A 20,873-nucleotide genomic window follows, 5' to 3' on the forward strand; every position below is an offset into this window, starting at 1 on the left:
TGTTGTGAGGTGGGTGGTTCGACTTATCATTTTCTGGAATTTCTGTAGCGGGTGAGTACTCTCACCCTCTTTCTCTCCTCCATAGTGGGGCTCCCATGCCAAACCCTATTCTCTCCCGACGCCGTCAGGCAAAGCCGCTCGCCGGCTTTACGCTAATCGAATTGTTGGTTGTTATCGCCATCATTGCGATCCTAATCGGTCTGCTCTTGCCCGCGGTCCAGAAGGTGCGGGAGGCCGCCGCCCGGGCGAAGTGTACCAATAACCTCAAGCAGTTGGGAATTGGTCTTCACGCAGCCCATGACCAATCCGGCAAGTTGCCACCCGGCCGAAAAGAAGACACATTCAACTCGTTCACCTGGTCGCTGTTTTCGCTACCGTTCATCGAGCAGTCTGCCAAGTTCACGGGCTACCCAGGCATTAATGACACGACCACGTCGCCCATTCCCAACAATCAGACCATGGCTCCGGCCGCGACCCAGGCGGCTTTAGAAGCCTCCGTGTCCAGCTGGATGTGTCCGAGCGACAGCTATCCCGCAATCGGAGAATCCGGTGGCGGCTGGGCACGAGCCCGCGGTAATTACGCCGGGTGTGTCGGAGCTGGCAGCATGTTCGGTGCGCAGTTGACGATCGGCGGGACTGCGTTAACGCCGTTCGGACCGGGAACATTTTACGTCAGCGCCGGGCAGAACTATAAGAATGCACGCCGTCAAAGTTTCACCGACATTTCCGACGGCACCAGTAACACGATCATGCTAGCCGAGCGGCTCTCGACGACGGTGACCGGCTGGGGTGGCCTTCCCGGCGACATCACCCTCGGCAACATGGGCGGGGGGCTGTTCTCGACGGCTCTCGGGCCGAACAGTACCGTCGCGGACCTGCTGCGCGGTAACTCGGACGGCGACGCCGGCGCGTGTCCCTCGCAACACGCCGACAGCTTGTACAAGCCCGGCTGCACTTGGACTGGCTCGACTCAGGCGAACGCCTACGCTTCCGCCTACAGCAAGCACACCGGCGGCGTGAACGTCGGCATGGCGGACGGTTCGGTCCGATTCATCCGGGACACGATCAACGTCACGACGTGGCGAGCAATGGGTACCTTCGCGGGTGGGGAAGTTATTGCCAACGACCAATAAGTAGGCATCGCTGAACGTTGGTCACAAGCCCGAGGCGGGTGAATCCGAAGATGCGATGCATCTTCGGATTCACCCGCCTCGGCTTTTCGCGGAACTCCGATGGAGTCGCTTATTCTCTCCTGAACAGCCACCCAGAACCGTTCTCCCAAATACATCTCAACGGTCGAGACGGACGGCTCCCGGTGAATCTTGGCTGAGGCGGTAGGTGGCACGCCCCGAAATGTTCTGCCATTCCTGTGTGTTGACATCACGACCCGGCCACCGAACGGCGACGCGATCGACGTCGGCCGTCGGACCGAGGCCGAAGTACACGGCCGATTCACATTGGCTCAGGTAGCCGTGAGAGGGCGTCACGTACCGGCGTTGCACCGTGCCGCCAGCAAAGACCGTGACCTCCGCTCCGATCGCGTCGCGGTTCGTTCGCCCGTCGCCGACTAGCACCAACCGCACCCAGCCGTTGTCGTCCGGCGTTTCATTGCGGAACAAGCGGGCACGCCCCCCGTTCTCGGTCACCACGAGGTCGAGCTTCCCGTCGCCATCGTAGTCGAGGTACGCGCAGCCCCTTCCCACCATCGGCGGGAAGAGGTCGCCGCCTGTGGCGTTCTTTAGGGGGACGAACGTCTCGCGCGGCCGGCCGGTGTTCCAAAAGAGTTGGCCGGGTTGCGCGTGCGTCTGACCGGGTTGGGCCATCCCGATGTCCGGTTCGAGGTGGCCGTTGGCGGTGAACAGGTCCAGCCGCCCGTCGCGGTCGAAGTCGAAGAACACGGCCCCGAATTTCATCGGCCGCTGACTCGGATGGCCCAAGCCGGCTTCCGCCGCAACGTCGGTAAAGAGAATCGGGTTCGGCTTCCGAAGGCGGAACAGCGAGTTCGGCTCGTGGGTGAAGTTCGCGACCACGACCGTGAGTGCCCCCGGTGCGATCTCGCCCGCGTCGATACCCATGCCCCCGCGCGGGCGGCCGTCGGCGTAGGCAAGGCCAGCGAAGAGCCCCGCCTCTTGAAACACCCGGCCGCCGGTCGGGCCGGCTTGGTTATGGAAGAAGAAGTTTCGGACCGTGTCGTTCGCGACGATCACGTCCGGCCAGCCGTCACCGTCGGGATCGCACACGACCACGCCGAGTGCCTTCCCAACCGGGCGGGCGGGGTTGCCCGGTTCGGTGACGAGGACGCCGGCGGTGGCGGACACGTCTTCGAACCGCGTGCCGTCCACGTTGTGCAAGAGTTGGCACTGCGCACCGGGGAACTGTTGCGGCGGCACGTACGCCCTCCTCCCGCCGGGCAGCACGGCCGCGACGCCCAAATCGTGGGCCGGCGACCACGTCACGTAGTGGCACACGAAGAGGTCGAGCCGACCGTCGCCGTCGTAGTCCAGCCACGCGGCCGAGGAGGGGAACGAAATCGGGTCCGCACGGCGGGCGAAGGCGACCGCCGACTCGTTCGGCCACTTCGACTCGTCCAAGCCCGCCGGCACGGTCACGTCTTCGAATCGCGTGCCGCCCACGTTGCGGAAGAGGCGGCTTCCGCCGATCGCCGTGATGAAAACGTCCGGCCACCCGTCGTTGTCGTAGTCCGCGACGGCCACACCCATGCCGTAGAGCGGGATGTCCAAGCCGCTCGCGGCGGTCACGTCTTCGAACGTACCATCGCCGCGGTTGCGGTACAGGGCTTGCGTCGCCCGGCCAAAGGCCGAGTTCGTGTCGCCCGGCCAAAGGCGACCGTTAACGAAGAACAGGTCCGGCCTTCCGTCGCGGTCGAAGTCGAGGACCGCGACGCCGGCCCCCATCGTTTCGGGCAAGAGTTTCTGACCCGCCCCACTGACGTGCCGGAAGCGAATCCCCGCACGGTCCGTGACATCGACGAACTTCGCATCAACGGGCGTGCCTTCCGGCGGCACAGAAGGCGGCCGAAGGGCGAATCCCACGGCGACGGCGAGTGCGATGAGGAGGGCGGACCCGAGGAGCCAGCGCGGGAGGCGGGATCGACGCTCGCGGGCGGGGTGGGAGGCCATGCCGAATACGTTATCGCGCGGCCGCGGAGTTGCCGAGCGCCTTGCCCCGGCCACTATACTGGCCTTGCCCCACCCCCCGCGTCAAACGCCGAGGCCCGACCCATGCACCGCGCGATCCCGCTCTCGCGGGTGATCGACCTGACCGATCCCGCCCGGAGCCGGCCGTACAACATGACCGCCGAAGAAGCCCGCGCGGTGGTCGCCACCGGTGACGCCGCGGCCGTCGGCCGCATCGACGGCGAATTCGCCCTCGTCGCCCAACAGGGGAAAACGATTTACCTCGCCCGCACCATCGGCCGGCTGTTGCGTTACTTCATCGCGAAGTGGACCGACGGGCCGATCCTGATCGTCGCCGACCGCATCGACGCCATCCGCGGCCAACTCGAAGCCCTCGACCTCGCGGACCAGTTCCACCCGTCGTACACCCGCATGGTGCCGGCCCACCACGTCACGCGGATCGAACTCGTCGGCTGCCCCGACCCGAACCCCACCTACGCGCGATTCTTCGTCCCGACGCGCAACTCGCAACCCGCCGACCCAGCCGCCATCGGCGAACGGTACGTCGGTGCCGCGTTCAACGAGATTGTGCGGTGGCTCGACCGCGTGCCGAGTGGCGAGCCGCTCGGCGTCTGCTTCTCCGGCGGCATCGACAGTGGAGCGGTGTTCCTGCTGACGTACCACGCCCTGCTCCGTCGCGGCGACAGCCCGGCCCGGCTCAAGGCGTTCACGCTCGCCGTGGACGGCGGCGGCCCGGATGTGGAGCAGGCCCGCGCGTTCCTCGCCCGCCTCGGGTTGGAGTTATTCCTGGAACCGATCCCCGTGCCGGCTGCGGGCGTGAAGATCGAAGACGCGATCCGGGTGATCGAGGACTACAAGCCGCTCGACGTACAGTCCGCCGCGATGGCTCTGGCCCTGTGCCACGGCGTGCGGGTGCGGTACCCGGAATGGAAGTACCTGCTCGACGGCGACGGCGGCGACGAGAATTTGAAGGACTACCCGATCGAGGACAACCCGGAGCTGACCATCCGCAGCGTGCTGAACAACCTGATGCTGTACCAGGAGGGGTGGGGCGTCGGGGCCATCAAGCACTCGCTGACGTACTCCGGCGGGCAGAGCCGCGGGTACGCCCGCACCTACGCCCCGCTCGCGGCGACCGGCTTCACGGGGCTAAGCCCGTTCGTCTGCCCGCCGGTGATCGCCGTGGCCGAGGGGATACCGTTCATCGAACTGACCGGTTGGGATCACGACCGGCTGTACGCACTGAAGGGCGAGGTGGTCGCGGCCGGCGTGAAGGCCGTGACCGGCCTCGACATGCCGGTCTTCCCGAAGCGGCGGTTCCAACACGGGGCAGCGAACCGCCCCGGCGAGTTGTTCCCGACGCACCCGGCCGCGTACCGCCGGATTTACCAGAGGGTGTATGACGCCGGTGCCGCTGCTGTCGGATGACGCCATCCTCGCCCGCCGGCCGGCCCGCAACGTCGTGTCCGCGGACCGGCCGTACGCCTGGCTCGTCGAGCCGGAAGCCGCGGCCGGCGATCGCGTGGTGGACGTGGCGACGGTGTTCCTGACCAACCGCGAGTGCCCGTTCCGCTGCGTCATGTGCGACCTGTGGAAGAACACGCTGACCGCGTCCGTCGCGCCGGGGCAGATTCCCGAACAGATTCGCTGGGCACTGGAACAACTCCCGCCGGCACGACACCTGAAGCTGTACAACGCCGGCAGTTTCTTCGACGCGAAGGCGATCCCCCCGGTGGACGACGCCGAGATCGCGCGACTGGCCCAACCGTTCGAGCGGGTGATCGTCGAGTGCCACCCGAAGCTCGTCGGCCGCCGGTGCTTCGAGTTTCGCGAACGGCTGACTGGCGAGTTGGAAGTCGCGATGGGGCTGGAGACGGTCCACCCGGACGTGCTGCCGCGACTGAACAAGCAGATGACGCTCGACGACTTCGCCCGAGCCGCGCGCGACCTTCGCGCCGCGGGGATCGGGGTGCGGGCATTCATCCTGGTGCGGCCGCCGTTCCTCACCAACACCGAAGGGCTAGTCTGGGCGAAGCGGTCGCTCGACTTCGCGTTCGCGCACGGCGTCGAGTGTTGCAGCCTGATCCCCACCCGCGACGGCAACGGCACGATGGAAGAACTCGCGCACGCCGGCCACTTCGCCCCGCCGTCGCTCGACGCGCTGGAAGCGGCGATGGAGTACGGGCTGTCGCTGCGAGCCGGGCGGGTGTTCGCGGACCTGTGGGGCATCGGCCAGCGCGCACCCGGTGATGCGAACCGCGTGTCCCGGCTCGCCCGGATGAACCTCTCGCAGAGGGCCGAGCCGTGACGCGGTTCGACTGCGACCTGGTCGTCCTCGGCTCCGGCTTCGGCGGGACGCTACTGGCCACCATCGCCCGGAAACTCGGATACTCAGTCGTCCTCCTCGAACGCGACCGCCACCCGCGGTTCGCCATCGGCGAGTCCTCGACGCCGCTCTCCAACTACAAGCTCGCACAACTCGCGGATCACATCGGCCTCGACTGGCTCCGCCCGTTCGCCCGGTACGGCACCTGGACGGCGACCCACCCCGAGATCACCCGCGGGCTGAAGCGGGGGTTCAGTTTCTTTCGCCATGAGCGAAGCCGTCCGTTCGCCCCGCGGAACGATGGCAGCAACGCCCTGCTGGTGGCGGCCAGCCCCAACGACCTCGATTCCGACACGCACTGGCTGCGGTCGGAGTTCGATGCGCACGTCGTCGCCAAGGCCGTCGAATCGGGCGTGCCGTACCTCGACGAGTGCGAAGCCGGGCAAATCCGGCACGACGCCCGCGGGTGGGAGTTGCACGGCACGCGGCCCGACGGCGAGGTTCGCGTTCACGCCAAGTTACTCGTAGACGCTACGGGCACCGGGCGAGTGCTGGCCGACGCGCTGGCAATTCCGTCGGTCGATCCGGCCGACCTGCGGGTGCGGTCGCGGGCGATCTACTCGCACTTCACCGGCGTCGCCCGGTGGCAGGACTTGCTCGAAAACGAGTGCGGCCCCGCGGCCACGGCCGCTCACCCGTACCGGTGCGACGACGCGGCACTCCATCAAATCATCGACGGCGGGTGGATGTGGATACTCCGCTTCGACAACGGCATCACGAGTGTCGGGTTCTCGCTCGACCCTAATGTCCACCCCCTCCGGCCGGACGAGACGGCGGACGAGGAGTGGCGACGCCTACTGGCCGCGTACCCGTCGCTCGCGCGGCAGTTCGCGCGGGCGGAACCGGTCCGGCCGTTCGTTCGCACCGGGCGGTTGCAGCGGCGGTTCGCTCAGGCCGCCGGGCCGGACTGGGCGATGCTGCCGCACACCGCCGGGTTCCTCGACGCCTGGCTCAGCCCTGGTATCGCACAGACGTTGTTCGCGGTGAACCGCCTCGGCCGCGTCTTGGCCGATGAACGAACCGACCGCGGTCGCGAACGCCGCTTCCTGGAGTATGACCAGACCGTGCGGCGAGAACTCGCGTGGGTGGACGAGATCACCGGGACGTGCTTCGATTGCTTCGACCGCTTCCCGGTTCTCGCGACGGTGGCGATGGTCTACTTCGTGGCCGCAATCTACTGTGAGGAACGCGAACGGACTGGTGAAGCCGGGGCCGACGCCGCGTTCTTACTCGCTGACCACCCGGAGTTCCGCGAAATCGCCGACCGAATCTTTCGGACGGCCCGCCGCGTCCCGGTCCGCGACGCCGCAGCGTTTATGGGCGACGTGCGGAAACAGATCTCGCCGTACAACCTCGCCGGACTGTGCGACCCGGCGCGATACAACATGTACCCGTTCGTCGCGGGCGGTTTCGCCCCGCCGGGCGGGTGAGGCTCGCGTTCCCTCTCCCTCGGTCGCGTCATGCTCTCCGTCGTCCGCCGAAACAAATCCGTTGCCATCGCCGCCGCGGTCCTCGCCCTGGTCGCGGCCGGCGCGGTCGTTTATTTCGTGACAAACCGCCGCCCGCCCGCCTTGCCCGGGCCGGGTGACCCCACTTACGAACAGTACGTGGACGCCTTCGAACTCGGCGGCGCGGCCCTCGACGTGGAAGTCGTGGACGTGGCCGAGCAGAACCTCAACCGCGCGATCGACCTCATTCCCCAGGAGCCGGCCGCGTGGGTGAACCGCGCACTGCTCGACCTCCGAACGGGGCGGCGGCCGGAAGCCGAGCGAGACTTGACACAGGCAGAGAAGCTGGCCCCGGGCAACGTCGCGGTGGTGAAACTGCGTGCCTTCTATGAGGAGAACCGCGGGCGGTTCTCCGAGGCGGCGGAGGGCCTGCGCAAAGTCGTCGGGGACGAGCCGGGCGACGTCGAAACGGCGTACTTCTACGCCCAGCTGATTAAGCGGGAGCAGAAGCCGGGCAGCGACGCCGAATACCAGAAGGTAATTGAACTGATTCTGACCGTCCGCCCCGACAACCGGCACCTGCTCATCGAGCGGTTGCTCGCCGCGGTCCGACGGTCCGACGGTGCGGCCGTGACCGACTCGCTGGCGCGGTTGCGGGCGCAAGCCCCGACCTGGACCAACCAGGGCGAGCAAACCCGGGCCGCGTTCGCGGACTTGGAGAAGGCGGCCGCCGGACCGCCCGGCGAGGCGGTGCTGGACGCCGCCATCCCCTTTACGAACCTGTACCGTGCCCAGCCGGACTACGCCGTCAGTGCCGACGAAGTGTCGGCCCGCGGCTACCGCGGCCGGCCGATGAGAACCTTCCTCAAGCTCGCACAGCCGCGGCCGACCCCGGCCCCGCCGGACCTGGATATCGCCTTCCGCCCCGAGCCAGTGGCCGACGCACCCGTGGGCAAGTGGGACATTGTTCTTCCGGTCTGGCCGAACGGCACTGGGAACCCCATCGTGTTCCTGGCGAACGCTACGGAAATCCGCCGCGTGGGAAGTTCGGCCGTACTGCCGTCCCGGCCGCTCGCGCTGGACGGGCTTGTGCCGCTCGACTGGAACAACGACTTCCGGGTCGATCTGCTGGTGGCCGGACCGGGCGGCCTGTTGTTCTACGAGCAGGGGCCGGACGGGACCTTCCTTGACACGACCGCGAAGACCAAGTTACCGCCCGAAGTGGTCACGGGCGACTACGCCGCGGTCCTCGCAGCCGACGTGGACCTGGACGGCGACCTGGACATTCTCCTTGCGCGGCGGACCGGGCCGCCGCTGCTGTTGCGGAACAACTTCGACGGCACGTTCGCGGCCCAGCCAATCTTCCCCGAAGCCCGCGACGTGCGGGCGTTCGCCTGGGCCGACCTCGACGCCGACGGTGCCCCCGACGCCGTGGTCCTGGACGCGCAGGGGAAGCTGGCCGCCTTCGCCAACGAGCGGTCCGGGCAGTTCCGGCCGTGGCCGACGCCGCTCCCGGACGGCCGGTTCCTGGCCGTGACGGTTTCGGACGCGAATGATGACGGCGTTCTAACCCTCGTCGCCCTCCGGGCCGACGGCGCGATCCTCCGCATCGGCGACCAGAAGAAGCGCAGCGGTTGGGGCGTCGCGGAACTCGGTCGGTGGGAAGTCCCACCCGACACGGCCCCGGGGTCGGTCCGGCTGTTGATCGGCGATCTCGATAACAACGGCGTCGCCGACCTGATCGTGTCCGGCCCAACCAGCGGGGCGGCGTGGCTGGGGTCCGGTGGCGGAGCGTTCGTGAGATTGCCGGCCGCGGTGCCGCCGCGCGTGGCGGCGGCCGTGAACTTCGACGGCCGTGGGCGGATCGACTTATTCGCGCTCGACGCCGACGGCCGGCCGGTCCGCTTCCGCAACGCGGGGCCGAAGAACTACCACTGGCAAACGGTGCGATTCCGGGCCGCGCAAGGCGAGGTCACGGGCGACAACCGCATCAACTCCTTCGGCATCGGCGGGGAGATCGAGTTCCGCACCGGCACGCACGTCGTGAAAGCCCCGGTCGTCGGCCCGGTCGTCCACCTCGGCCTCGGTGAGCGGTCGCGGTGCGACATCCTGCGAATCGTCTGGCCGAACGGCAGTTCGCAGACGGAGTTCGGCCGGCCGATCGACCAGACCGTCGTGGCCGAGCAGCGACTAAAGGGATCGTGCCCGTTCCTGTTCGCCTGGAACGGCGAGCGGTTCGCCTTCGTCACCGACTTCATGTGGAGCACGCCGCTCGGCATGTACATCAACGCCCAGGACCAGGGCGGATTCCTTCAGACAACCGAATGGGTCAAGGTCTGCGGCGACCAACTCGTGCCGAAGGACGGGCAGTACGAGGTTCGCGTGAACGCGAACCTGTGGGAGACGCACTACTTCGACCACCTGGCGCTGAAGGTCGTCGATCACCCGGCCGACACGGAACTGTTCGCAGACGAGCGGTTCATGCTGGTGCCGTCGAAGCCGAGGTACCACCTGACGGGGCCGACGCGGCCGGTGGCCCGCGCGCTCGAGCACCGCGGCGCGGACGTGACGGAGATCGTCCGCGCGATCGACAGCAAATACCTGGACCACGCTGGCCGCGGTCGGTATCAGGGCATCACGACCGACCACTGGGTCGAAGTCGATCTGGGCGACGACGCCCCGCGGACCGGCCCGGTGTACCTGATCGCCCGCGGCTGGGTGCATCCAACCGACAGTTCGGTGAACTACGCCATCGAACAAGGAGAACATACTCGCCCGCGGGCGCTGTCGCTGGAGGTGCCGGACGGCAAGGGTGGGTGGAAGGTGGTGGACGGCAAAGTCGGCTTCCCCGCGGGGAAGCACAAGACGGTCACGCTCCGCCTTGATGGGCTAGACGGGCCGGGCGTCGCGCGGCGGGTCCGGCTTCGCACGAACATGGAAATCTACTGGGACGCGATCCACTACGCCGTCGGCCGCGACGAGGCCCCGCGGACCGAAACGGAACTCGCCCCGGCCGTCGCGGACCTGCACTTTCGTGGTATCGTGGCGATGTCGCAGGCCGACCCGAGTTCGCCGGAACTGCCGGACTACGACCGCGTCGTGCAGACCGGTCAGCCGTGGCGGGACTTGATCGGCCATCACACCCGCTTCGGCGACGTCCGCGAACTGGTGGCGAAGGTGGACGATCGGTACGCGATCCTGACGGCCGGCGACGAGATCACCCTGCGGTTCGCCGTGCCGCCGCCCCCGCCACCGGGGTGGACGCGGGACTTCCTCTGGGCCAGCGACGGGTGGGTGAAGGACGGCGATCTGAACACGCGGTTCGGTAAGACCGTACTACCCTTGCCGGCCCACGACATGCCGAACTACGTTATCCCGCCGACGCGGCTGGAAGACGACCCGGTGTACCGCCGACACAAGAAGGACTGGGACGTGTTCCACACGCGGTACGTGACGCCGGCCGTCTACGAGCGCGGCCTTCGGGCCTTCCGGCCACGGGAGAAGTCACCATGACACGCGCCGTCAAGCAGATTTTCGTCACCGCCGTCTTCCTCGGCCTGCTGGCGCTGGCGGTCGTCCTCGACCGGGCCGACCGGCCGGCTACGGGGAACCTCGCGACGGGGGAATCGCTCCAGCGATACGGCTTCCACCTCACCGAGTCGGCCGCGGCGTGCGGCCTCGACTTCCGCCACGGCTCGCCGACCCTGGACGCGAAGCTCGCCCACATCATGCCCGTGGTAGCCGCGATGGGGGCCGGCGTGTCGGTCGTCGATTTCGACGGCGACGGGTTGCTCGACCTGTACGCCGTCACCAGCAAGGAGGGGGAGCGGAACCGCCTCTACCGCAACCGCGGCGACGGCACCTTCGAGGACGTGGCCGCCGCGACGGGCGTCGCCGACCTGAACCGCCCCGGCACCGGCGTCTGCATGGGTGCGATCTGGGCCGACTACGACAACGACGGCTTCCCCGACTTGTTCGTCTACAAGTGGGGCAAGCCCGAACTCTTCCACAACAACAGAGGCCAGGGCTTCGACCGCGTCACCGACAAGGCGAACCTCCCGCCGTGGGTGAACGCGAACTCGGCCTGCTGGCTCGACTACGACCGCGACGGTCGCCTCGACCTGTTCGTCGCCGGGTACTGGCCGGAAGCGCTCGACCTGTGGCACCTGCCCTCGGCGCAGGTAATGCCCGAGTCGTTCGAGTTCGCCGAGAACGGCGGCCGCAAGTACTTGCTCCGTAACCGCGGCGACGGCACGTTCGAGAACGTGACCGAGCGCGTCGGCATTACAAGCACCCGGTGGACGCTCGGCGTGGTGGCCGCCGACCTGTGCGGGACCGGGTACCCCGACCTCGTCCTCGCGAACGACTACGGCGTCTCCGAGTTCTACGCCAACAAGGGCGGGGAGCGGTTCGAGGCCGTCGGCGAGGAAGTCGGCATCGGCGTGACGCCCAAGAGCGGCATGAACGCGAGCCTCGGCGACGTTCACAACCGCGGCCAACTCGCGATCTACGTTTCCAACATCACCGAGGGCGGCAACCTCGTGCAGGGGAACAACCTCTGGGTGCCGACCGGCAAGACCCGCAACGGCTACCCCCGCTACGCGAACCAGGCCGGCACGCTGAACGTCGAGCGCGGCGGGTGGAGTTGGGGGGCCAAGTTCGGCGACTTGAACAACGACGGCCGGCTCGACCTGTACGTCACCAACGGCTACATCTCGGCGGCGAAGAACAAGAGCTACTGGTACGACTACGGCAAGATCGCGGGCGGCGTGAACAAGGTGATCCGCGACGCCGCGTTCTGGCCGCCGATCGGCGACCAGAGCCTCGCGGGCTACCAGCAGAAGTGCCTGTGCCTCAACACCGGCCGGGACTTCACCGACGTGGCCGCCGCGGTCGGCGTGGAGGACACGTTCGACGGCCGGGCCGTCGCCCTCGCCGACCTGTTCAACCGCGGCGTGCTGGACGTGGTCGTCGCCAACCAGAACGGGCCGCTGCTGCTGTACAAGAACACCGTCGCCCCGGGCCGCGACTGGGTGCAGTTCGAACTGACCGGCGGCGCCCGGCCGGACCGCGAGCCGGGGTGGAGCAACCGCAGCGCCGTCGGCGCGCAGGTCCGGCTAACATGGCGGCAAGGCACCAACGGCCCGCCGCAGGAACAACTCCAGGTGGTGACGGCCGGCGACGGGTACGCCTCGCAGGGTATGTTCCGCCTCCACTTTGGGCTAGGGTCGCAGGCCCGCGTGGAGAAGGCGGTCATCACCTGGCCGTCCGGCCGCACGCAGACGGTCGCCGCCCCCGCGACCGGCACCCTTCACCGCGTCGAGGAACCCGGCCCATGAGCCTTCAACCGTCCGACACTGTTTCCCGCCCGCGGTTTGATTTGCTGGTCCGGACGGCCCTGACCGCGGCCATTATCGGCGGCTTCTACGCGCTGCGGGGGGCACTCGTTCAGGCGTTCGCCGGGACGCTCGACCCCGCGACGATTCGCGTGGCCGCCACCATCGTCGTCCTCGCCTCGCTCTTGGGCGTGTGGTGGCCGAAGGTTCGCCGCGACGCGCGGTTCCACGCCCCGTTCCTCATCACCGTGATCCTCGCCCTCAGCGACGCCTCGTTCGGCATCCTGGAGAACCACCCCGCCCCGCCGTGGCTCGCGGCCCTCACCGGCGGGTGGGTGCTGGAATACTCGCCGACGTTCGTGACGATGGCGATCACGGTCCTCACGGAACTCGCCGTCGGCCGGTTGGTCTGGGGCCAGTGGCCGCACCTCGCCAGCGCGTACATCTCCGGCATCAGCGTCGGCATCCTCATGAAGTCGTCGGCGTTCTGGCCGTTCGCTCTGTGCGGGATGGTGTCGATCCTGTCGAAGTACGTGCTGCGGGCTGGCGACCGGCACTTGTGGAACCCGACGAACTTCGGCATGACGGCCCTGCTGTTCCTCGCCCCGCAGCACGTCGCGAGCCTGAGCGTACAGGCTGGCAACAACGGCTGGGCCGTCGCGGTCATCTGGATGCTCGGCGGCCTCATCATGTACAAGCTCAAGCGGTTCCACATCCCGATGGCGTTCATCGCGGCGTTCGTCCCGCTGGCGTTCGTCCGCAGCCTCGTGACCGACCACCCCTGGCAGACGGAACTCGCCCCGCTCACGAGTCCGATGTTCCAACTCTACATCTTCTTCATGATTACCGACCCGAAGACGACGGTCCGCGGTCGGCGGAACCAGATGATCGTTGCGGTTCTAGTGGCCGTGGCCGAGACGGCGCTACGACTGGCGTTCAAAGACGTGCATTCGCTCTACCACGCGCTCTTCATCGTCGGCCCGGCCGCGACCGTCGTCGAGATCGTCGTCACCCGCGCGCGGGCGAAGGACCAACCGGCCACCGGGATGCGGGTACCGGCGGCCGTCGATTCGTCCCCGGTGGCGAGTTGACGCGCGGCAATTTCCTTGCCGCGGGCCGACCCGTTGCAGTAAACTCTTACTCATCCACGGTGTTGATCCACTCCCAACCGTGCCCATGTTCTGGCCCCTGCTCGAACTCGTTCGCCCCTGGCGTGCGGCCCTGTTGCTCGTTCTGCTGGCGTGCGCGTCGCCGGGGCGGGCGGCCGCGGAGTGCGGCAATTACGTCATCATTCTGAACGGCCCCGCCGCGGCCGCCCCGACCGCCACCCCCGACCACCCTGCCCCGCCGCTGCCCTGTTCCGGGCCGAACTGCTCGCGGAAGCCGGAACAGCATGCCCCGTTGCCGGTCCCAGTCGCTCCGACCGGCCCGCAGGGGAAGGATGTCACCCCGGCCGCAGGAACGGTCGAGCCGGCGCACCGGCCGGTGGTTCGCGCCGAATATTCCCTTTCCGCCCGGCCGATCCGCCGGGCCACAGCCATCTTCCACCCGCCGCAGTGCGGCTGATCGTCCCCGTCGTTACGTAACACCTCGTCACCCGCGCGGTTGTGCGCGCGTGCATTTCCATTCCGCCCGAGGTTCCCGCCATGGGACGATGGTTGTTCCTCGTTCCGCTCCTGTTCACCGCGGTCGCCGCCGCCGAAGCCCCCAAGCGACCGCCGGTGGTCCTGCCCCCGCTCGACGTGGCCAAGCTCACCGAGCCGCAGGAAGCCGCGCGGGCGGTGGCGCTGCTGGAAAAGCAGTTCCCGCAGCCGCGGCCGGAGGCGGTGCGGATGCTCCTCGCGATCCTGAAAGGCTCGGAGCTCGACGGCCCGGAGGGGTGGTTCGGGCCGGCCCAGACGCGGTACACCTGGGCGTGGCTCGCCGCGAAGCACGGCATCGACGCGAAAGGGGAGATCGCCCGCGACGCCTTCCGCGGCCCGGCGGCCGTGTTCGAGGCACTCGACCGCAACGGCGACGGGAAGGTCGCCGCCACCGACCTCGACTGGTCCGACAACAGCCCGTATGTGGCGCAAGCGAACCTGCTCAACCGCCTGTTCCGGCGGATGGACTCTAGTGGCGACGGGAAACTGACCCGCGAGGAACTGGACGACCTCTTCAAGCGGGTCGCCGACGGGAAGGATCACTTCACCGCGGACGACTTCCGCCGGGCCATGATCCCCCGCGGGTCGGCCGGCTTCTCGCCCGGCGACGCGCCGTCGCTGCCGGTCCTCGTTCGCGGTTTGTACACCGGCGAACTCGGGTCAATCCAGGAAGGGCCGGCCGTCGGCGAGGCCGCCCCGGACTTCACCCTGCCGGCAGCGGATGGCAAGCAAACCGTCCACCTCGCCCCGCTACTCGGCAAGAGACCGACGGTGCTCGTGTTCGGGAACTTCACATGCAGTCCGTTCCGCGGCTTGTTCCCGGACGTGGACGCGGCCTACGGCCGGTACAAGGACCGGGCCAACTTCGTCATGGTCTACGTCCGCGAGGCGCACCCAACCGACGGCTGGAAGATGGAGGCGAACGCCCGCGTCGGCGTGGCCGTGAAGCAGCCGACGACCGACGCCGAGCGGGCCGCCGTGTGCGGGCAGTTCCGCGCGAAACTCCGGCCCGGCATGACCGTGCTGGTCGACGGGGTGGCGGACGCCGTCGGCAACGCCTACAGCGCCATGCCGGCCCGCCTGTACGTGATCGACGCCGCCGGCAAGGTCGCGTACAAGAGCGGCCGCGGGCCGTTCGGGTTCAAGCCCGGCGAGATGGAACAGGCACTGGCGATGAGCCTACTCGAAGCGGCCCCGGCGAAAGACGCCAAGCCCTCGACCGGGCGATGACGCCCTCCGGTCCGGCCCGCGGCGTTCGCGAGTCGAACCGCCCGAAAAAATCCTTTCCCGAGGAGACCGTGCGATGGCAACCGACGACGTGATCGCGAACCAGAAGGCCATCCTGGGCAACCAGGAAAAGATCCTCGCCAACCAGGCGCGAATCGAGGGCAACCAGGCCGCCCTGGAAAAACTCCTGGCCAACCAGACGACCATCATGACGAACCAGGAGTCGATCCTCGCCAACCAGGCGAAGCTCGACATCATTCTGGACAACCAGGAAACGATCCTGGCGAACCAGGAAAAGATTCTCAAGAAGTGAACTCCTGGCGGCCGCCGACCGGAGGGCCGCCTTCTCCACCCCAACCGAGGCCCAAAATGACCATTCCGTACACCCGCCGCCGCGTCATCGCGCCCGCGGCCCTGCTCCTCCTGGCCGCCCTTGCCGTCCTCCCCGCCGGGTGCGGGAAGGACAAGCCGGCCGCGACCGCCGAGGCCGACCCCGGCAAGATCCGGGTCGCATACCTCGGCCTGACGTGCGAGGCCCCGATCTTCATGGCCCAGGAGAAGGGGCTGTTCGCCGAGCAAGGGATCGACGTTGAGATCGTGAAGACGGACTGGGACGGGCTGCGCGAAGGCCTCGCCAGCGGGCAGTTCCACGCCAACCACACGCTCGTCATGTACATCCTCAAGGGGGTCGAGAAGGGGAGCGACTTCAAGATCACCGCCGGCGTTCACACCGGCTGTCTGCGGGTGCAAGTTCCCGCGAACTCGCCGATCAAGACGGTCGCCGAGCTGAAGGGCAAGAAGATCGGCGTGCCGTCGAACGTCGGCAGCCCGCCGGCCATGTTCGCCAGCCGCACGTTCGCCGCCGTGGGCATCGACCCGTCGGTCGAGGCGAAGGAAGTGACGTGGGTGCCGATGGAGCCGAGCCTGCTCGGGGAGCGGTTGAAGCAGGGCGAGTTGGACGCGGTGGCGACCGCCGACCCGATCGGCACGATCCTCGAAGGGAACAAGGTGGTCAAGACCATCGCCGACCAAGCCAAGGATGCGCCGTACGCCGACGAGTTCTGCTGTGCCGTGGTCGTCAACGGCGAGTTCTCGCGGACGTACCCGGCGGCGGCGGCGAAGGTGACGAAGGCCATCCTGAAGGGGGCCAAGTGGGTGCAGGAGAACCCGAAGGCCGCGGCCGAGTTGGGCGTCGAGAAGAAGTACATCGCGGCCAAGCCCGAGATCAACACGCAGGCACTGATGCAACTGAAGTACGTGCCGGGCATCGCCCTGGGTAAGAAGAGCGTCGAGCGGGCGGCCGAGGACATGAAGAAGGCCAAACTGCTCGGCGCGTCCACCGACCCGACGGCCCTCGCGAAGCGAGCGTGGACCGACCTGCCGGGCCTGACCGACGAGTGGGTGGTCGCCGAACGGGTCGACGCGATCGACGGTGCCCGGCCGCCGCGGCTGACGGCTCAGGGGTTCGCCTCGCTGTTCGACAACACCAAGGGCAGTTGCCTGTGCTGCACGAAGTGCTGCATCGAGTAGGAAGTTGTTCGAAGTCCCCCGCCGCGGCATCGCTTGGCTTTGTTCCCTCCCCTTGCGGGGGAGGGAACAAAGCCGGCCGCCCGGTGAATCGTTAAGTCGCTACCCGCACCTGCCCGAGACCGCCCGATGACTGCGAACGTCGCCGACCCGTTGCCGAGAGCCGCCGCGCCGCCCGTGCGGCGGGGCGGCGTCCCCGCCCGGCCGGTCGTCGCCGTTCTCGCGCCCGTCGTCGCGGCGGCCGTGGCCTTGGCCGTTCACTTTGCCCTGCCCGACGGCCAACTCGCGCCGCTGTCGTGGCTGGATTCGCTCCCGTCGTGGCGGCACCCGTACCCCGTCGCGGTCGCCGCGGTGGCGGTCGGTGCGATCCTCGCGGCGGTGGGGCAGGCGGTCCTGCCGTCCCTCCGTTCGGCCGTGAGGCACGCCGCCCCGCTCGTTGCCGGGGCGGTCGGACTGGTGATCGCGTGGGAAGTCGTTACGACGAAACTGAACTGGCTGCACCAGCCCTTCTTCCCCGGCCCGGACGAGGTGTTCGGGGCGATGGTCGAGGACCGCGAAATTTTACTCGAAAGCGCCTGGCATTCGCTCTGGTTGCTCGCCGCCGGGTACGCGGTCGGGGTGACGGCGGGGCTGGTCACGGGCGTGGTTGTCGGCTGGTTCCCGCGGGTCCGGTACTGGGCCATGCCCGCACTCAAGTTCGTCGGGCCGATCCCGGCAACGGCGCTCATTCCACTGGTCATGACCCTCTGGAAGGACTCGTTCCCGTGCGCGGTCGCCCTGATCGGGTTCGCGGTCTGGTTCCCGATGACCATCCTCACGTCGTCGGGCATCGCCAACGTCCGCCTGGCGTACCTCGACGTCGCCCGTACACTCGGGGCGGGCCGCTTCTACCTGATCTTCCACGTCGCCATCCCGGCCGCCCTGCCGAACATCTTCATCGGCCTGTTCATGGGGCTGGGGGCGTCGTTCCTCACGCTCATCGTGGCCGAGACGGTCGGCGTGCAGGCCGGGCTGGGGTGGTACCTGCGGTGGCAGCAGGGGTACATGGAGTACGCCAAGGTGTACGCCACCCTGATCCTGAGTGCGGTGTTTTTCTCGACCCTGATGACCGTGTTGTTCAAGGTCCGCGACCGGGTGTTGAAGTGGCAGAAGGGGGTCATCAAGTGGTGAACAACCCGCGGGCGGCCGAAGGGGCCGTCCTCGTCGCCCGCAACGTGAGCAAGGCGTTCACGGCCGCCGACGGGTCGACCGTCGTCGCCCTTGAGCGGGTGTCGCTCGAAGTCGCGGCCGGCGAACTGGTGTCGCTGGTCGGGCCGAGCGGGTGCGGCAAGTCCACGCTCCTGCGGCTCGCCGCAGGCCTGGACCACCCGACGGCCGGCGAACTGACGGTTGGCAACGAACCGATCGCCGGCCCGAGCGCCGACCGCGGGCTGGTGTTCCAGGACCCGACCCTGTTCCCCTGGCTGACGGTCCGGCGGAACATCGAGGCCGGGCTGGCCGCCCGCGGGCAACTCCGCCGACGACGGCGCGAAGTGGACGAGTACCTCACGCTGGTCGGGCTGGACGGGTTCGCGGACGCCTACCCGCACCAATTGTCCGGCGGCATGGCCCAGCGGGCGGCCCTGGCCCGCGCCCTCGTCAACCACCCCGGCGTGCTGCTCCTCGACGAACCGCTCGGCGCGCTCGACCAGTTCACGCGGATGCGGATGCAGGACGAACTTCTGCGGATCTGGGCGGCCCGCGGGACGACGATGTTGCTGGTCACGCACGACATCGACGAGGCCCTCTACCTGAGCGACCGAATCGCGGTGATGAGTCCCCGCCCCGGCCGCATCGACCGCATCCTGGACGTGGCCCTCCCCCGCCCGCGACACCGCAACGACCGCCGGTTCCTCGACCTCCGCTCACGCCTGCTCGAAGCCTTCGACCTGACGTGCGTTGAGCCGGCCCCCGCGTCGCCACCGCATTGAGTATGAACCGGCGGCGAATCCATCACGTTGTTGGTGAACGCAGACCGCCGTTGGAAACCCGTGACATTCCCGCCATCGTTGTCGTCTCGAACACCAAACGACAGTGGGCTCGGCTCGCTACGACAGGTGATCCTGAACGCTAACGCGACGGGCGGGGCGGACCAGATTCAGTTCACCATCCCCGGTAACGGGGTACAGACCATTCGACCGATGTCCGCCGGGCGTGGGGTCGTTCATCGCGGCATCCGAGGGATGAATGTAGTGTGTCGCACGGTTGTCCGGACCGCCACTTCCCAACGCTGACCTTCCCGTCGCCATTTCAGGCGATATAGTAACTCTGGACGATTTTTCTCCCTCTGCACCCTCTGGTGACCGATCATGGCCGACGCACGCACTCCCGCCCCCACCGCCGAGAAGATGAACGGGGCCGACATCCTCGTTCAGAGCCTCATCCGGCACGGGGTCGAAGTCGTCTTCGCCTACCCCGGCGGCGCGTCGATGCCGATTCACCAGTCGCTCACCCGCGTGGCCGACAAGGTCCGCACCATCCTGCCGCGGCACGAGCAGGGCGGCGGGTTCATGGCCCACGGCTACGCCCGGACCACCGGTAAGGCCGGCGTCTGCTTCAGCACGTCCGGCCCCGGCGCGACGAACTTCGTCACGTGCATCGCCGACGCGAAGATGGACAGCGTGCCGATGATCGCCATCACCGGGCAGGTGTCCACCGCCGTCCTCGGCAACGACGCCTTTCAAGAAACGCCGATGGTGGAAATCTGCCGCGGCATCACCAAGCACCACTACCTCGTCACCCGCACCGAAGACATCACCCGCGTGATGGCGGAAGCGTTCCACATCGCCGAGACGGGCCGGCCGGGGCCGGTGCTGATCGACATGCCCAAGGACGTGCAGGTGAAGTCGATCGTGCCGAACTGGGACGTGCCACTGAACCTGCCCGGCTACAAGCCGACGCGACGGCCGAAGCGGGCGGAACTCGAACCGATCCTGCAAGCCATCCGCGCGAGCAAGAAGCCGGTCATCTACGCCGGCGGCGGCGTGACCCACAGCGGCGGGGCCGACGCCCTGACGAAGTTCGCGATCAGCACGGGCATTCCGGTCGCCCTGACGCTCCACGGCATCGGCAACTTCCCGGCCGACCACTACCTCTGCCTGCAAATGCTCGGCATGCACGGGACCGTGTACAGCAACTACGCCGTGAACGACGCGGACCTGTTGCTCGCGTTCGGCGTTCGGTTCGACGACCGCGTGACGGGCAAGCTGTCCGAGTTCGCCAAGCACGGCAAGATCGTCCACATCGACATCGACCAGAGCGAGATTCACAAGAACAAGCTCGCCCACATCCCGGTCCACGGCGACCTGCGGCTTGCGCTCGAAGACCTGAACGCGATGATGAAGGAGCCGGCTTACGTCGATCTGACGAGCGGCGGCCGGTACACCGACTGGCTGCGGCAAGTGGACGAGTGGCGGGAACAAGAGCCGATGAAGTTCACCGACGTCGGCGGCGGCCGGATGAACCAGCAGTTCGTCATCAAGCGGCTGCACGAGATCCTGAAGGAGCGGGGCCAACTCGACAAGACGATCCTCAGCACCGGCGTCGGCCAGCACCAGATGTTCGCGGCGCAATACTTCCCGTTCACGAAGCCCCGCAAGTGGGTGACGAGCGGTGGCCTCGGCACGATGGGCTTCGGCCTGCCGGCGGCGATGGGGGCACAGGTGGCGCACCCGGACAACCTGTGCATCGACATCGACGGCGACGGCAGCTTCCTGATGAACATTCAAGAACTGGCCTGCTGCTACACCGAGAAGATTCCGGCCAAGGTGCTGCTGCTGAATAACCAGCACCTTGGCATGGTGGTGCAGTGGGAAGACCGCTTCTTCGCCAGCAACCGCGGCCACACGTACCTCGGCGCGGGCAGCGATAACGACCCGTACCCGGACTTCGTGACGATCGCGAAGGGCTTCGGCGTCGGCGCGAAGACTATCAGTGAGAAGAAGGACCTGGACGCCGCCCTGATCGAGATGATCGAGTCGCCGGGCGCGTTCGTGTTGGACGTCCACGTGCCGCACCAAGAGCACGTGCTGCCGATGATCCCGAGCGGCGCGACCGTGAAGGACATCATCAAGGCGTAGGCCGCACCGGAATCGGGTGTGATGTTTTGC

General features: G+C 67.8%; 15 protein-coding genes. 14 read left to right on the top strand and 1 reads right to left on the bottom strand.

Annotated features, from left to right (window positions below):
• Positions 1-95: 95 nt before the first annotated feature.
• Complete coding sequence (locus PX52LOC_RS01865) at positions 96-1,133, top strand: DUF1559 domain-containing protein (RefSeq protein ID WP_149115391.1); 1,038 nt, start codon at positions 96-98, stop codon at positions 1,131-1,133.
• A 156-nt stretch (positions 1,134-1,289) separates the two neighbouring features.
• Here PX52LOC_RS01865 and PX52LOC_RS01870 read toward each other — a convergent pair whose 3' ends face one another.
• The gene (locus tag PX52LOC_RS01870) at positions 1,290-3,140 is read right to left on the bottom strand and encodes a CRTAC1 family protein (protein WP_149108485.1); all 1,851 of its coding nucleotides are present in this window, start codon (positions 3,138-3,140) and stop codon (positions 1,290-1,292) included.
• A gap of 102 nt (positions 3,141-3,242) precedes the next feature.
• Here PX52LOC_RS01870 and PX52LOC_RS01875 point away from each other — a divergent pair, with 102 nt between their 5' ends.
• From PX52LOC_RS01875 to ilvB, 13 genes are all read left to right on the top strand, one after another.
• Entirely contained in the window at positions 3,243-4,586 is a 1,344-nt protein-coding gene (locus PX52LOC_RS01875; protein ID WP_149108486.1) for an asparagine synthase C-terminal domain-containing protein, read from the top strand.
• Positions 4,558-5,466 carry a radical SAM protein gene (locus PX52LOC_RS01880; protein ID WP_218575261.1) on the top strand — a complete coding sequence of 303 codons (909 nt, stop codon included), beginning with the start codon at positions 4,558-4,560 and terminating at the stop codon, positions 5,464-5,466. Before PX52LOC_RS01875 ends, PX52LOC_RS01880 begins: the two co-directional genes overlap by 29 nt.
• Positions 5,463-6,974: an NAD(P)/FAD-dependent oxidoreductase gene (locus PX52LOC_RS01885; RefSeq protein ID WP_149108487.1), complete on the top strand. Its 1,512-nt coding sequence runs from the start codon at positions 5,463-5,465 to the stop codon at positions 6,972-6,974. The genes PX52LOC_RS01880 and PX52LOC_RS01885 overlap by 4 nt, the downstream gene beginning before the upstream one ends.
• Before the next feature lie 30 nt (positions 6,975-7,004).
• Positions 7,005-10,505 (top strand): CRTAC1 family protein, encoded by a 3,501-nt coding sequence (locus PX52LOC_RS01890; protein WP_149108488.1) that lies wholly within the window; start codon positions 7,005-7,007, stop codon positions 10,503-10,505.
• Positions 10,502-12,331, top strand: coding sequence for a CRTAC1 family protein (locus tag PX52LOC_RS01895; protein ID WP_149108489.1), 1,830 nt, complete (start codon positions 10,502-10,504; stop codon positions 12,329-12,331). The genes PX52LOC_RS01890 and PX52LOC_RS01895 overlap by 4 nt, the downstream gene beginning before the upstream one ends.
• Positions 12,328-13,419 carry an RnfABCDGE type electron transport complex subunit D gene (locus PX52LOC_RS01900; protein ID WP_149108490.1) on the top strand — a complete coding sequence of 364 codons (1,092 nt, stop codon included), beginning with the start codon at positions 12,328-12,330 and terminating at the stop codon, positions 13,417-13,419. Before PX52LOC_RS01895 ends, PX52LOC_RS01900 begins: the two co-directional genes overlap by 4 nt.
• 85 nt (positions 13,420-13,504) lie before the next feature.
• On the top strand, positions 13,505-13,894 hold the full coding sequence (locus PX52LOC_RS01905; RefSeq protein ID WP_149108491.1) for a hypothetical protein: 390 nt from the start codon (positions 13,505-13,507) through the stop codon (positions 13,892-13,894).
• 80 nt (positions 13,895-13,974) lie between these two features.
• Positions 13,975-15,201, top strand: coding sequence for a deiodinase family protein (locus PX52LOC_RS01910; RefSeq protein WP_149108492.1), 1,227 nt, complete (start codon positions 13,975-13,977; stop codon positions 15,199-15,201).
• A 73-nt stretch (positions 15,202-15,274) separates the two neighbouring features.
• Positions 15,275-15,511: a hypothetical protein gene (locus PX52LOC_RS01915; RefSeq protein ID WP_149108493.1), complete on the top strand. Its 237-nt coding sequence runs from the start codon at positions 15,275-15,277 to the stop codon at positions 15,509-15,511.
• Positions 15,512-15,567: 56 nt separating this feature from the next.
• Entirely contained in the window at positions 15,568-16,728 is a 1,161-nt protein-coding gene (locus tag PX52LOC_RS01920) for an ABC transporter substrate-binding protein (RefSeq protein WP_149108494.1), read from the top strand.
• Positions 16,729-16,854: 126 nt separating this feature from the next.
• Positions 16,855-17,895, top strand: a complete 1,041-nt coding sequence (locus PX52LOC_RS01925) for an ABC transporter permease (protein WP_149108495.1) — start codon at positions 16,855-16,857, stop codon at positions 17,893-17,895.
• Positions 17,889-18,695: an ABC transporter ATP-binding protein gene (locus PX52LOC_RS01930; protein WP_218575263.1), complete on the top strand. Its 807-nt coding sequence runs from the start codon at positions 17,889-17,891 to the stop codon at positions 18,693-18,695. The genes PX52LOC_RS01925 and PX52LOC_RS01930 overlap by 7 nt, the downstream gene beginning before the upstream one ends.
• Before the next feature lie 378 nt (positions 18,696-19,073).
• Entirely contained in the window at positions 19,074-20,843 is a 1,770-nt protein-coding gene (gene ilvB, locus PX52LOC_RS01935; protein WP_149108497.1) for a biosynthetic-type acetolactate synthase large subunit, read from the top strand.
• Positions 20,844-20,873: the final 30 nt, after the last annotated feature.

The sequence above is a fragment of the Limnoglobus roseus genome (assembly GCF_008254045.1).
In the GTDB taxonomy this organism is placed as follows: domain Bacteria; phylum Planctomycetota; class Planctomycetia; order Gemmatales; family Gemmataceae; genus Limnoglobus; species Limnoglobus roseus.